Annotated in this window: 11 protein-coding genes; 10 read left to right on the top strand and 1 reads right to left on the bottom strand. The window is 39.2% G+C overall.

Annotation, left to right across the window (positions count from 1 at the left end; all coding sequences use genetic code 11):
- Positions 1–42 precede the first annotated feature (42 nt).
- The 7 genes from clpP to GWI58_RS01715 all read left to right on the top strand — a co-directional run bounded on the left by clpP (position 43) and on the right by GWI58_RS01715 (position 8,784).
- Positions 43–666 (top strand): ATP-dependent Clp endopeptidase proteolytic subunit ClpP, encoded by a 624-nt coding sequence (gene clpP / locus GWI58_RS01745; RefSeq protein ID WP_004245088.1) that lies wholly within the window; start codon positions 43–45, stop codon positions 664–666.
- Between the two features lie 144 nt (positions 667–810).
- Positions 811–2,082 carry an ATP-dependent protease ATP-binding subunit ClpX gene (gene clpX / locus GWI58_RS01740; protein ID WP_004245087.1) on the top strand — a complete coding sequence of 424 codons (1,272 nt, stop codon included), beginning with the start codon at positions 811–813 and terminating at the stop codon, positions 2,080–2,082.
- 257 nt (positions 2,083–2,339) lie between these two features.
- Positions 2,340–4,694 (top strand): endopeptidase La, encoded by a 2,355-nt coding sequence (lon, locus tag GWI58_RS01735; protein ID WP_094959401.1) that lies wholly within the window; start codon positions 2,340–2,342, stop codon positions 4,692–4,694.
- A gap of 221 nt (positions 4,695–4,915) precedes the next feature.
- A complete protein-coding gene (gene hupB, locus GWI58_RS01730) occupies positions 4,916–5,191 on the top strand; it encodes a nucleoid-associated protein HU-beta (RefSeq protein ID WP_004247229.1) in 276 nt (91 codons plus the stop codon).
- A gap of 467 nt (positions 5,192–5,658) precedes the next feature.
- Entirely contained in the window at positions 5,659–7,536 is a 1,878-nt protein-coding gene (ppiD, locus tag GWI58_RS01725) for a peptidylprolyl isomerase (protein ID WP_004247230.1), read from the top strand.
- Between the two features lie 254 nt (positions 7,537–7,790).
- Positions 7,791–8,165: a ComEA family DNA-binding protein gene (locus tag GWI58_RS01720; RefSeq protein WP_004245083.1), complete on the top strand. Its 375-nt coding sequence runs from the start codon at positions 7,791–7,793 to the stop codon at positions 8,163–8,165.
- 211 nt (positions 8,166–8,376) lie between these two features.
- On the top strand, positions 8,377–8,784 hold the full coding sequence (locus GWI58_RS01715; RefSeq protein WP_094959400.1) for an acyl-CoA thioesterase: 408 nt from the start codon (positions 8,377–8,379) through the stop codon (positions 8,782–8,784).
- 380 nt (positions 8,785–9,164) lie between these two features.
- Here the strand turns inward: GWI58_RS01715 and queC are convergent, their stop codons facing one another.
- Positions 9,165–9,863, bottom strand: a complete 699-nt coding sequence (queC, locus tag GWI58_RS01710) for a 7-cyano-7-deazaguanine synthase QueC (RefSeq protein ID WP_004245081.1) — start codon at positions 9,861–9,863, stop codon at positions 9,165–9,167.
- Between the two features lie 157 nt (positions 9,864–10,020).
- Between queC and GWI58_RS01705 the strand changes: the two genes are divergently transcribed.
- Genes GWI58_RS01705 through GWI58_RS01695 form a run of 3 tightly spaced genes read left to right on the top strand, consistent with a single transcriptional unit; the run spans position 10,021 to position 14,058 of the window.
- On the top strand, positions 10,021–10,482 hold the full coding sequence (locus GWI58_RS01705; RefSeq protein WP_004245080.1) for an Lrp/AsnC family transcriptional regulator: 462 nt from the start codon (positions 10,021–10,023) through the stop codon (positions 10,480–10,482).
- Between the two features lie 56 nt (positions 10,483–10,538).
- Positions 10,539–12,284 carry a SmdA family multidrug ABC transporter permease/ATP-binding protein gene (locus GWI58_RS01700; RefSeq protein ID WP_161768858.1) on the top strand — a complete coding sequence of 582 codons (1,746 nt, stop codon included), beginning with the start codon at positions 10,539–10,541 and terminating at the stop codon, positions 12,282–12,284.
- Positions 12,271–14,058 carry a SmdB family multidrug efflux ABC transporter permease/ATP-binding protein gene (locus tag GWI58_RS01695; RefSeq protein ID WP_017628273.1) on the top strand — a complete coding sequence of 596 codons (1,788 nt, stop codon included), beginning with the start codon at positions 12,271–12,273 and terminating at the stop codon, positions 14,056–14,058. The genes GWI58_RS01700 and GWI58_RS01695 overlap by 14 nt, the downstream gene beginning before the upstream one ends.
- Positions 14,059–14,209: the final 151 nt, after the last annotated feature.

Here is a 14,209-nt window from a genome sequence, read left to right as displayed (position 1 = left end):
TTGTTGTCATTGGCACCAATAAGAATGCAATAGGAGACAGATATGTCATTTAACGACACCCAGGAACAATTCGCACCTAATATGGCTTTGGTGCCGATGGTTATAGAGCAGACTTCACGAGGTGAGCGCTCTTACGATATTTATTCACGTTTATTAAAAGAACGTATCATTTTCCTGACTGGCCAAGTTGAAGATCATATGGCCAATCTCATTGTTGCTCAGATGTTGTTTTTAGAAGCTGAGAACCCAGAAAAAGATATTAACCTGTACATTAATTCACCGGGTGGTGTGATCACTGCAGGTATGTCGATTTATGACACAATGCAATATATCAAAGCGGATGTTAGCACTATTTGTATGGGACAAGCTTGTTCAATGGGTGCATTTTTATTATCTGCAGGTGCAAAAGGTAAACGTATTTGTCTACCTAACTCACGTGTCATGATCCACCAACCTTTAGGTGGATACCAAGGCCAAGCGACAGATATTCAAATCCACGCTCAAGAAATTTTGAAAGTGAAATCGCGTATGAATGAGTTAATGGCTCAACATACGGGGAAATCTATTGAAGAAATAGAAAGAGATACTGAGCGTGATCGTTTCTTATCCGCTAACGAAGCGTTAGAATATGGTTTAGTTGATAAAGTTTATACACAACGCAGCTAGTCATATTCCGTTGTAATAGCTATGGAGTTAACAGGTTTTCTTTGTTATAGATTGATATAAAGAAAGCTGCTATTAATCTCTAGATAAAAAAGTCTTTCTTCCTCTTATTCGCTGATAAGAGGAATAACTAAGTGAGGTTAACTGATGACAGATAAGCGCAAAGATAGCTCTGGGAAGCTTCTGTATTGCTCTTTCTGCGGTAAAAGCCAGCATGAAGTAAAGAAATTAATCGCTGGCCCGTCGGTTTATATTTGTGATGAATGTGTCGACCTTTGTGTTGATATTATTCGTGAAGAAATAAAAGAATTAGCACCTCATCATGAACGCAGTGAATTGCCAACGCCACATGAAATCCGTAAACATCTTGATGATTATGTTATCGGTCAGGAGCTGGCGAAAAAAGTATTGGCAGTTGCCGTTTATAATCACTATAAACGTCTGCGTAATGGCGATAAAGCCGATGGTGTTGAGCTAGGGAAAAGTAATATCCTGCTGATTGGCCCGACAGGTAGTGGTAAAACATTATTAGCAGAAACGTTAGCACGTTATCTTGATGTACCTTTTACCATGGCCGATGCGACAACGCTAACAGAAGCGGGCTATGTAGGGGAAGATGTTGAAAACATCATTCAAAAACTACTACAAAAATGCGATTACGATGTGCAAAAAGCACAACGTGGTATTGTTTATATTGATGAAATTGACAAAATCACTCGTAAATCCGAAAACCCATCAATTACACGTGATGTTTCTGGCGAAGGTGTACAGCAAGCATTATTGAAATTAGTTGAAGGGACAGTAGCTTCTGTACCTCCTCAAGGCGGACGTAAACATCCACAGCAAGAATTCTTACAAGTAGATACTTCGAAGATCCTCTTTATTTGTGGTGGTGCTTTTGCCGGACTGGATAAAGTAGTTGCGCAACGTCTAAATACCCATTCAGGTATTGGTTTTGGTGCAGAAGTGAAAAGCCAAAATGAGAAAGCGAGTGAAGGGGAGTTATTAGCGCAAGTTGAACCAGAAGATCTGATTAAATTTGGTTTGATCCCTGAATTTATTGGTCGTTTGCCTGTTGTTGCAACATTAGGTGAGCTCAATGAAGATGCGTTAATTCAAATTCTGCAAGAGCCTAAAAATGCCCTGACTAAACAGTATCAAGCATTGTTTAAATTAGAAGGTGTAGATTTAGAGTTCCGTAAAGATGCGTTAACCGCGATTGCTAAAAAAGCGATGTCGCGTAAAACAGGGGCGCGTGGTTTACGTTCCATTGTAGAAGCTGCATTACTTGATACAATGTACGATCTTCCTTCATTTGAAAATGCGGAGAAAGTGGTCATTGATGAAAATGTAATCAATGGGAAATCTGAACCGCTGATTATATATAGTCAACCTGAAAATCAGGCATCGGGTGAATAATATAGCGAAAATCAGCAATACCTCTTGTCTGATATTATCTATTTTCTCCCTTTTAGGGCAAAAAAATAGGATAACGCGTGCCAACGCAATAAAAATGAGGGAATTTTCCCTCATTTTGTTTTTTTAATAGGGAATGCTATTGAATGTCGGAAAACTGCCCTTATATATTTTGACAATCCGTAGAATTAATTTTATTTGGTGAGATGCGAATAAAATTACCTGTAAAAGCGTTAAGCTAAAAACGAAGAGAGAGCTCTATGAATCCTGAGCGTCCAGAACGTATTGAAATACCTGTATTGCCATTACGTGATGTCGTTGTATATCCACATATGGTGATCCCGTTGTTTGTTGGTCGTGAAAAATCTATTCATTGCTTAGAAGCTGCGATGAACGACAACAAACAAATTATGCTGGTTGCGCAGAAAGATGCATCTACTGACGAACCAGGTGTTAATGATCTTTTTTCTGTGGGGACAGTGGCTTCTGTTTTACAGATGCTGAAACTGCCTGACGGAACCGTAAAAGTGCTTGTTGAAGGTATTCGCCGCGCAAAAATTACCACATTATCTGATAATGGTGAGTATTTCCAAGCTAAAGCGGAATATCTAGACACGCCCGTTGTTGATGAGCGTGAACAAGAGGTACTAAATCGCACGGCGATCAATCAGTTTGAAGGTTATATCAAGCTGAATAAAAAAATTCCGCCAGAGGTATTAGCCTCATTGCATGCGATTGAAGAATCTGCGAAGTTAGCTGATACCATTGCTTCGCATATGCCTTTGAAATTAAAAGATAAGCAAGCTGTGCTTGAAATGTCTGATGTAACAGAACGCCTAGAGTATTTAATGGCGATGATGGAATCAGAAATCGATCTGCTACAAGTTGAAAAACGCATTCGTAACCGCGTTAAAAAGCAGATGGAAAAAAGCCAGCGCGAGTACTACCTCAATGAGCAGATGAAAGCGATCCAAAAAGAATTAGGTGAGATGGATGATGCACCTGATGAAATGGAGTCGTTAAAACGCAAAATTGAAGCGGCGAAAATGCCTAAAGAGGCGAGAGAAAAGACAGAAGCTGAACTTCAGAAATTAAAAATGATGTCGCCAATGTCTGCTGAGGCAACAGTAGTCCGTAGCTATATTGATTGGATGGTACAAGTTCCTTGGAATAGCCGTAGCAAAGTGAAAAAAGACTTAGTGAAAGCGCAGGAAGTACTTGATACGGATCATTATGGCTTAGAACGTGTGAAAGAGCGTATTCTTGAATATCTCGCGGTTCAGTCTCGTGTCAGTAAAATTAAAGGGCCAATCCTGTGTTTGGTAGGGCCTCCTGGGGTAGGTAAAACATCGCTAGGTCAATCTATCGCGAAAGCGACAGGTCGTAAATATGTACGTATGGCATTAGGTGGGGTGCGTGATGAAGCTGAAATCCGTGGTCACCGTCGTACTTACATTGGATCGATGCCTGGTAAGTTAATCCAAAAAATGGCCAAAGTTGGTGTTAAAAACCCGCTATTTTTATTAGATGAAATCGACAAGATGTCATCAGATATGCGCGGTGATCCAGCTTCAGCACTGTTAGAGGTGTTAGATCCAGAACAAAATATCGCCTTTAATGACCACTATCTTGAAGTGGACTACGATTTATCCGATGTTATGTTTGTGGCGACATCTAACTCCATGAACATTCCGGCGCCATTACTCGATCGTATGGAAGTGATCCGCTTATCGGGTTATACCGAAGATGAAAAACTCAACATTGCAAAACAGCATCTGTTACCAAAACAGATTGAACGTAATGCACTGAAAGAGAATGAGTTAACAATCCACGACAGCGCGATTATGGGCATTATTCGCTATTATACGCGTGAAGCGGGTGTGCGTAGCTTAGAGCGTGAAATTTCTAAATTATGTCGTAAAGCGGTTAAACAACTGCTGATGGAAAGTACTATCAAGCATATTGAAATCGATGAAAATAATCTGAAAGATTATTTAGGTGTACGTAAAGTCGATTATGGTCGTGCTGATACAGAAAATCGTATTGGTATGGTAACAGGGCTTGCTTGGACAGAAGTTGGTGGTGACCTACTGACGATTGAAACGGCAAGTGTACCGGGTAAAGGTAAACTGACCTTCACTGGCTCGTTAGGTGAAGTTATGCAAGAGTCGATTCAAGCAGCGATGACTGTGGTTCGTGCTCGAGCTGACAAACTGGGCATTAATGGCGACTTCTATGAAAAACGTGATATTCATGTACACGTACCAGAAGGCGCGACGCCAAAAGATGGTCCAAGTGCGGGTATTGCAATGTGTACCGCGTTGGTTTCCAGTTTAACGGGTAATCCAGTTCGTTCAGATGTTGCAATGACGGGTGAAATTACCTTACGTGGTCAAGTATTGCCAATCGGTGGATTAAAAGAAAAGTTACTTGCGGCACATCGTGGCGGAATTAAGACAGTTCTTATCCCTGATGAAAATAAACGTGATTTAGAAGAAATTCCTGAAAACATTGTTGCTGATCTGGATATTCACCCAGTGAAAACAATTGAGGAAGTTTTAACGTTAGCCCTAGAGAAATCGCCATTTGGCATCGAAGTAGTGACTAACAAATAACACTAAATCGTGATGTGAATCATAATATTTCACTAAAAAAAAGGCTGGATAAGCAATAAAAGCTTGCCAGTCTTTTTTTGTGTCGTTAATTTAATGGGGTTTATTAATTAATAGTCCTGTTTTATCAGTCTTGCTATATATAAAAAGGCTTGATATAACGACGTTTGCAAAATTTGCCATTAATGGTAAAAAATAACGCATAAATTATGGGGATGAAAAGCGTGAATAAAACTCAACTGATCGACAAAATTGCTGCGAATGCAGATATCACTAAAGCGGCAGCGGGTCGTGTTGTAGATGCAATGGTAGCTTCAATCACTGAATCTTTACAAAAAGGTGATGACGTTGCATTAGTGGGCTTCGGTACATTTACCGTACGTGATCGCGCAGCACGTACTGGCCGTAATCCACAAACAGGTAAAGAGATTCAAATTGCTGCTGCTAAAGTGCCTGCATTCCGTGCGGGTAAAGGTCTAAAAGACGCAGTAAATCAATAATTGAGTAAATCGTTTTTCTGCCTAATGTGTTATTGGGTTGACGTTATGGATAAACAGAAAACGAATCGATTAAGAAATAAAGCGCATCTTTAAAGGATGCGCTTTTCTTTTTTACCACAGAAAAGGGGATTAAACCGAGTATTCTCTGGTGATAAGACGTGAAACTAAAGTAGTCATTTGATAGAATAGTGCGTTGTTCTATAACTGAAATAGACAACATGAAAGCATCTCATGGTTAGCTAAAGACTTAACTGACCAATGAGTCAATTAGAGCTGTTTATTTTGTATCTGTAAGATGTGTGTTAAGACTCAAATTTTATACGGGATTGGCTATTTCTAAGGATTGTCGCGTGTTGCGACATTTTGATATTAAGCCAGCGATGAGCATGTTAAATTAGCTGTGCTCAAAATAGTCGTGTAACACCAATAAAAAATAATTTTTTCACCAAACGGAGCCTAGTCTCGTTATGATGGACAACATTCGTTCAACTGCTAATAATCCTTTTATTAAGATACTATTAGCTGTGATCATCCTCTCTTTCGTCCTAACTGGTGTGGGCGGATATCTCTTTAGTTCTGGTGTTAATGATGCCGCTGAAGTTAACGGTTATAAAATAAGTCGTGCTCAGTTAGAGCAAGCTTATCAACAACGCCGAGCACAATTACAAAAAGATATGGGTGACAATTTTGCTTCCCTCGCATCATCAGATGAGGGACAAAAAATGATCCGCCAACAAGCACTGAATGTGCTGATTAACCAAGCTTTGCTGGATCAATTTGCTCAAGAGTTAGGTATTTCTGCTGGCGACCAGCAAATCAGAGACGCGATTTTTGCGCTACCTTATTTCCAAACTGATGGTAAATTTGATAACAAAAAATACGTTGAGTTATTAACGGCGAATAATATTGACGCTGATGCCTTTGCTGAAGGAATTCGTCAAAATCTGATTAATCAACAATTACGTTATTCTATTCAAGGCACTGACTTTGCTTTAGAGAGCGAAGTTAAAGACTTTGCCGGCTTAATGCTACAAAGTCGTAATGTGCGTCTCGCTTCATTAGATATTCAGCCATTCCTTGAAAAAGAGACGGTATCAGATGAAGAATTAAAAGCCTTTTATGACCAAAATACCTCTATGTTTATCGCTCCAGCACAAGTTAAAGTGAGCTATATTCAGTTAGAAGCCCAAAAAGATTTAAGCAATATCACTATTTCAGATGATGAAGTTAAAGCTTATTACGATAGTAATATCAGTGAATTTACTGTCCCCGGACAAAAAAAATACAGTCTACTTGTCTTAGCAGATGAAACCGCTGCGAAAGAAGCTGAAGATGCGTTGAAAAATGGCGCTGACTTCGTCACTTTAGTAAAAGAAAAATCCATTGATACTTTTTCTGCTAAACAAGATGGTTCATTAGGCTGGATCACTATTGGTCAAGAGCTACCAGAATTAGCAAATGCGAGTTTGACTGAGAAGGGGCAAATTTCACAGCCAGTTAAAATCAGCAACGGTTATGCTATTTTCCGTCTTGATGATATTAAACCTTCGGTGGTAAAACCTTTTGATGACATTAAAGCTGACTTATTAGTAAAAATGCGTGAAAACAAAGCCATTGATGATTTCTTCGCATTGCAGCAAAAAGTGAGTCAAGCCGCTTCAAATGATAACGACACGCTAGCGACAGCAGCAAAAGCAGGGAACGTCACTGTAATCAATACAGATTGGTTTGATGAAAACAATGTACCAGCAGCCTTGAATAACGAAAAGTTAACACAGCTTATCTTTGGTGGTTCACTGGTTGATGACAATGGCCCTACAGGCATGAACTCAGATATGGTTACCCTTGGTAATGATAGTGCTTATATTGTTCGTGTCGAAGGATATAAACCTGCATCAACCCAACCATTAGATAAAGTACGTGACAAGGTTATTACACTGGTCAAACAGCAAAAAGCTTCTCAAGCGATGAATGCGCAAGCTCAGAAACTCCTTGCAGCCTTAAAAGAAGGTAAAGGAGAGGCGGCATTGAAAGAAGCAAATATCTCGTTTGGTGAGGTAGAAAGCGTGGTTCATTCATCAGCAACAGATCCAATACAAAGTGCTATTTTTGCTATGCCAAAACCAGCAGAAGGTAAAAAAGAGTACGGTATGTCTAATGTACCGGGTTCAAAAGTGGTCTTAATCCAACTAGATAGTGTCACTGATGGTAAGCCAACGGCAGAACAGCTTGAATTTATGACTAATCTCTATCGCGCCCAAATGGGAGAAGAAGCTTTACAACTTATGCTCAGCGATTTAAGAGAAAAAGCAAAAATCGAGATTTTTGATAAAGATTATCAATAAATTATCTTAGATTGATTGAATAAAAACCCAGTTTCGACTGGGTTTTTTTATGACTAAAATTACATTCAAGATTAGAAATTGCGAGCAGTCACGTCATTTTTTGTAACGCTATTTTTTTATTCAATTTATTTTTCTTACTCTCTCGTAATTCATATGGTTGCTAATTGCTGAATTATTTAAGGCTTGGCATTATTTGATGGCATTCAGTAATCGCTGTTTGCTGTTGAATATACAGTTATTTTTACAAAAAGGAGATGATTAAAATGGATAAAAAAACACTATCAGCATTTATGGCATCAATATGTTTAACATTAGGTTTAGGGTTATCACCACTCTCTTATGCCGATGATATATCGCCTTCAACATCAACCATGTTGATTGAAAAAGGGGATCAAAAAGAGAGTGCTGTCAGTGAGGTAAACGCTAGTGCACAAGGAAAGTTGGATATTAATAGTGCAACACTTGATGAATTAATGACGCTAAAAGGGATCGGAAAAGCAAAAGCGCAAGCCATTATCGATTATCGAGAAAAAGTGGGGCGTTTTGCTTCTTTTGATGATCTCGCCAAGGTCTTTGGTATTGGTATGAAGCTTATTGAACAAAATAAAGATCTGATTATTATCAACTAATTACTCGATAATACTGTGCCCTTTTTTGTGATCAAAAAGGGGTACAGAATTGCCTTTATATAATATTAATAATCAGATGGTATTTTAATTTGGGTAATAAATAATCGGATGAAATATACCCTATTTGATATTTTTGACTATATTTAAGATATTACATAGAAATTTCTCTTAGCTAAAGTTTGTTAGGGATATCAAGAGGTAATAAAGTCATATGAGTACATTAATTAAAGTTTATGGATTCCATTTAGATGTTTTTGAGCATGTGAATAATGCGCGTTACCTTGAATTTTTAGAACAAGCAAGATGGGATTGGATTGAACAACACTTAGATCTCGCTTGGTTTAAACGGCATGGTCTTGCACTCGTTGTCGCGAATATTAATATCAACTATCGTTTGCCCGCTAATTTAGGCGATGAACTAACCATTAGTTGTGATATTGCAGAAGTCGGTATTAAAAGTGGTGTGTTGTCTCAAAAAATAGTTAGAAAACAAGATGGTGCATTGATTTCAGATGCATTAGTGACTTTTGTACTCGTTGATATCAATACTAAAAAAGCATTAACACTTACAGATCAGTTACGAGAAAAATTGGAGTATGTACGCCAGTCTGCTGATTAGCATTGATGTTATCCGCTCAACCGTCTAATTTTATCGGTACTCGTAACATATTAGCGGCAGGATATACCGTGCTTGCCTGTGGAAAGGGGGAGTAGTCAGCTGAAGCAGGAACTCACCGAGGCGGGTCAGACTGTGGTCTGAACCGCTGTAGGGAGCCACGTCCTTTAGGGCATGGAGGAGGTCAATTGGTTTTGGTATAGAATAATTCCCCGCTCTGTTGTTTTCAGGGCGGAGAAAATCACAGGGGAAAACAGGGTAAAACTGGTTAATTAGTTATCACGGCTTCGACGACTTTATTAGCAACCTAACAGGTCATGAATTAAAAATAACAGCTACGCGTTTAAACGCACAGAAAACAAAGCTAACACATTTTTGACAGATTATTTAAGGCCAACTTTATTCTTCATGGCGTCCATGACGGCATTTTTGTCTTGTAAATAGCCATGAAGTCCACGCTCTCTTAAATGGCAAGCTGCACATTGACCACAACCATCACCTTGAATACCGTTATAACAAGTTAAGGTGTTGTGGCGCACAAAATCTAACTTACCGTAATAATCAGCGAGTGCCCAAGTTTGCGCTTTATCTAACCACATCAACGGAGTGATAAACTGAATATCACGAGCAATACCTAAATTTACCGCATGATTTAGAGCCTTAACAAACTCATCGCGACAATCTGGATAACCTGAGAAATCAGTTTCACATACGCCGGTAATAACGCTTTCAGCACCAATCTGATAAGCATAAATGGCGGCTAATGTAAGAAATAGAATATTTCTACCAGGTACAAAGGTACTAGGAATATCGCTTTGTTCACTCTGTTTAAAATCAGGCACTGGAATATTGTCACGTGTTAAGCTGCTGATAGCGAGTTCATTGAGTAAACTGACATCCAAAACTTTATGTGCGGTTGCACCTAATAATTGACTGACTCTTTGTGCTACCTCAATTTCTTCTTTATGACGTTGTCCATAATTAAATGTAATACAATGAACTTCATCATACTGCTCTAGTGCTTGGATTAGGCAGGTTGTCGAATCTTGTCCACCACTAAAGACAACGACCGTTTTTTTCATCAGAATACTCCTGAATATTGATATTTTTTAAGGATTAATACGCATAATATTGCAGATATTATGACAAGTTATCACCAAATTATCAGTAAGAGATTATTCTTATAGCAGGGGTAGATTATTACTATTTTTTGTAGGGGCATATGTTAAAGGAGTATTTATGTTAGATAAGATTGATCGAAAACTATTAACGCTATTACAGGAAGATTCAAGCCTCTCACTGAATACTTTGGCAGAGGCGGTTAACCTAACCTCAACACCTTGCTGGAAACGATTGAAAAGACTCGAGGATGAAGGGTATATTCGTAAACGTGTTGCATTACTCGACAGCGAAAAAATTGGGCTTGGCTTAACAGTTATTGTTATGATAAGAACACAGCAACATAATAGCGAGTGGTATGAACAATTTGTATCATTCGTTAAGCAAATGCCAGAAGTACTGACATTCTATCGAATGGCGGGTGAGTGTGATTATCTAATGCATGTTGAAGTTGTAGACATGAAAAGTTATGACCAATTTTACAAACGCATGGTTAACGGCGTTCCTGGGCTTATTGACGTAACTTCTAACTTTGCAATGGAAAAAATTAAATACACAACGGCAATGCCGATACCTGAATAAGATCCCTCTTTACCAACTGGCACTTTTATTTTTTGTACAACCTTAGGATTTAAGGCGTGGCTCTATTTTCACAGCTCAGTTGGTATTTTATCAGCGAATGGCGTCGTTATGTCGGTGCTATTTTCTTATTGATGGTTATCGCCGTTCTACAAGTGATCCCTCCGAAAATCGTCGGGATTATTGTTGATGGTGTTGATAGCCATAGCCTGTCTTTTCAGCAAATTATGGGGTGGATCGGGATCATGGTATTGATCGCCCTTGCTGTCTATTTATTACGTTATATTTGGCGTCTGTGGTTATTTGGTGCTTCTTACCAACTGGCGGTGAAATTACGTATGCAAATCTATCGCCAACTTAGTCTTCAATCATCGGCTTTTTATCAACGCTATCGCACGGGTGATTTAATCGCACGTACCACTAATGATGTTGATAAAGTCGTTTTCGCCGCAGGGGAAGGGGTGTTAACCCTTGTTGACTCTATGGTAATGGGACTTGCGGTGTTAGTGATGATGAGTATTCAGTTAAGTTGGCAATTGACACTTATCTCATTGTTACCTATGCCATTAATGGCAATATTAATTAAACGCTATGGCGATAAACTACATCACCGCTTTAAAAGTGCACAAGCACTATTTTCTTCATTGAATAATCAAGCGCAAGAAAGTTTAAGTAGCATTCGTATGATCAAATCTTTCGGTCTTGAACAGCAACATGCTTCACGTTTTGAAACGGTTGCAAAAGAGACGGGTCGACAAAATATGCGAGTGGCAAAAGTCGATGCATTGTTTGACCCCACGATTTTTATGGCAATTGGTTTTGCTAACTTACTTGCTGTGGCGGGAGGAAGTTATTTTGTTCTCAATGGCACGATGACATTGGGAGAATTAACCAGTTTTGTAATGTATTTAGGGCAAATGATTTGGCCTATGTTAGCGCTGGCATGGATGTTTAATATTGTTGAACGTGGTAGTGCGGCTTATAGCAGGATCAATGCATTACTTAATGAGCAACCGGCTATGGTTGATGGTCAATTATCGCCACTGCATCAAAAAGGAACTTTAGCGGTAGATATTAAAGCGTTTCATTACCCCAAACAGCAAGTTGATGTACTAAAAAACATTCATTTTACACTCTCTCCAGGGGAGATGTTGGGTATTTGCGGTATGACTGGGGCGGGGAAAAGCACTTTGTTAGCGCTGATCCAGCGCTTATATGATGTCAGTGAAGGGGATATTCGTTTTCAATCTGTACCCCTTTACCAATTAAAATTGGATGAATGGCGGGGAAGACTTGCTGTTGTTAACCAAACACCGTTTCTTTTTTCGGATACGATTGCCGGAAATATAGCCTTAGGACGCCCTGATGCTACCAAAGAAGAGATAGAGGCAGTAGCCAAAATCGCCAATATTCACGATGATATTTTAAATTTACCCGAAGGATATCTGACTCAAGTTGGTGAAAAAGGGGTCATGCTCTCGGGGGGACAAAAGCAACGTATTTCCATTGCTCGAGCTTTACTGTTAGATGCGGAAATCTTGTTATTAGATGATGCGTTATCAGCCGTTGATGGGCAAACTGAATACCAGATTTTACAAAATCTGGCTCAATGGCGTAAAGAGAAAACCATTATTATTAGTGCTCACCGTTTATCTGCACTGGTTGATGCAACAAATATATTGGTATTAAAACAAGGCGAAATCATAGAGCAAGGTACTCATCAAACACTTATTGCAGTGCCAGGTTGGTATCAAGATATGTACCATTATCAACAACTCGAGGCGGCATTAGATGACGATAAATAATAATAAATCCATTAAAACGTTATTGCCGGCCTTAAAAAGATTATTAGCTTATGGCAAAACCTATCGCAAACCGATGACATTAGGTGTGGTGATGTTATGGGTGGCAGCGATTGCAGAAGTGGGGGGACCTTTACTTATTAGTTATTTTATTGATGCTAAAGTAGCGACTCATCAAGTTGAATGGCGAGGCGCATTAGGTCTTGCTGCTGCTTTTATTCTATTACAAATTATTGCGGCACTATTGCACTATTACCAAACAATCGTCTTTAATTATGCCGCTGTTGGGGTGGTACAACAGTTACGAGCAGATGTGATGAGTGCTGCGCTAAAACAGCCATTAAGTGCATTTGATAATCAGCCTGTAGGACAGCTGATTTCTCGTGTTACCAATGATACAGAAACTATCAAAGATCTATTTGTTAACGTCTTTCCTGCTCTATTTCGTGCTATAGCATTGGTGGTTGTGATGTTAATCGCTATGTTTCTACTCGAATGGCAAATGGCATTAGTGGCGATGACGATTTTCCCTGCGGTTATTGGTGTGATGATGCTTTATCAACGGCTAAGTACACCGATTGTACGCAATGTGCGTCATTATCTCGCCAATATTAATGATGGCTTTCATGAAGTGATTAATGGTATGTCGGTTATCCAGCAATTTCGTCAACAAGCTCGCTTCGGTAAGAGAATGTCAGATGATAGCTGGCAACATTATCAAGCACGAATGAAAGCACTAAAACTTGACGGGTTATTATTGCGCCCGTTACTCAGTATGCTCTCTGCATTGGTGCTATGTGGCTTATTGATACTGTTTGGATATCAAGGTAGTGCTGTGATTGGTGTTGGAGTAATTTATGCTTTTATCAGCTATTTAGGTCGTCTTAATGAACCTCTTATTACTCTGACGTCTCAGCAATCTTTATTACAACAAGCGGTTGTTTCCGGAGAACGAGTCTTTGAGTTAATGGACGCCCCGATGCAGCAATATGGCAATGCAAGCTATACCATTAACCAAGGAGATATAGCCATTAACGGCTTGTGGTTTGCGTATCTAAAACAGCAGTGGGTATTAAAAGAGATTAATCTTGATATACCTGCTCGCCACTTTGTCGCTTTTGTGGGGCATACTGGCAGTGGAAAAAGTACCTTAGCCAGTTTGCTTATGGGAAATTATCCATGGCAGAAAGGACATATCTACTTAGATAACCATCCATTAGAATGTTATTCTCATCAGGCATTAAGAAGCGGTATTGCGATGGTACAGCAAGATCCTGTTTTATTATCAGGCACTTTGCGTGACAATATTACTTTAGGGCGCCACTGCTCTGAAGCTCACTTATGGCAAGTATTAGCAACTGTACAATTAAATAGCTGGGTAAAAACATTACCTGATGGTTTAGAAACCCCCTTAGGTGAACAGGGTAGTCGCTTATCCGCGGGACAAAAACAGTTATTAGCATTAGCTCGAGTATTATTATTTCCACCCCGTATTCTTATCTTAGATGAGGCAACGGCAAATATCGACTCGGGTACAGAGCAAGCTGTTCAAAAAGCCCTTACGGAAATAAGAGAAAAAACCACATTAATTGTTATCGCTCATCGCCTTTCAACCATTATCGATGCTGACGAAATTGTTGTGCTTCATCGTGGTGAGATTGTTGAGCAAGGTAAACATGCACAACTATTGGCACAAAAAGGTCGCTATTACAATATGTACCAATTACAACAAGTTAAAGAGTCATTACAAGTTCAAGAGCCAGCCGTTGTTGAGTGATATAATCTAAATTCCATTTATCCTAACCCAGCCAATGCTGGGTTTTTTATTGCCTCAACTTTTTGCCCCAATTTTTAGCATTGTGGACATGATAAGAGCATTTATTGCACTAAGTTAGTGAGTGATATTTATTTTTTATTTATTTATCAAT

The organism is Proteus sp. G2674 (assembly GCF_009915195.1).
Taxonomy (GTDB): Bacteria; Pseudomonadota; Gammaproteobacteria; order Enterobacterales; family Enterobacteriaceae; genus Proteus; species Proteus mirabilis.
Note: the sequence above shows the minus strand (reverse complement) of the source record. Positions and strands in the feature narration are given on the sequence as shown.

Coding starts and splice junctions, on each gene's coding strand:
- clpP (WP_004245088.1), top strand. CDS start 43: ATGTCATTTAACGACACCCAGGAACAATTCGCACCTAATATGGCTTTG.
- clpX (WP_004245087.1), top strand. CDS start 811: ATGACAGATAAGCGCAAAGATAGCTCTGGGAAGCTTCTGTATTGCTCT.
- lon (WP_094959401.1), top strand. CDS start 2,340: ATGAATCCTGAGCGTCCAGAACGTATTGAAATACCTGTATTGCCATTA.
- ppiD (WP_004247230.1), top strand. CDS start 5,659: ATGATGGACAACATTCGTTCAACTGCTAATAATCCTTTTATTAAGATA.
- GWI58_RS01720 (WP_004245083.1), top strand. CDS start 7,791: ATGATTAAAATGGATAAAAAAACACTATCAGCATTTATGGCATCAATA.
- GWI58_RS01715 (WP_094959400.1), top strand. CDS start 8,377: ATGAGTACATTAATTAAAGTTTATGGATTCCATTTAGATGTTTTTGAG.
- queC (WP_004245081.1), bottom strand. CDS start 9,863: ATGAAAAAAACGGTCGTTGTCTTTAGTGGTGGACAAGATTCGACAACC.
- GWI58_RS01705 (WP_004245080.1), top strand. CDS start 10,021: ATGTTAGATAAGATTGATCGAAAACTATTAACGCTATTACAGGAAGAT.
- GWI58_RS01695 (WP_017628273.1), top strand. CDS start 12,271: ATGACGATAAATAATAATAAATCCATTAAAACGTTATTGCCGGCCTTA.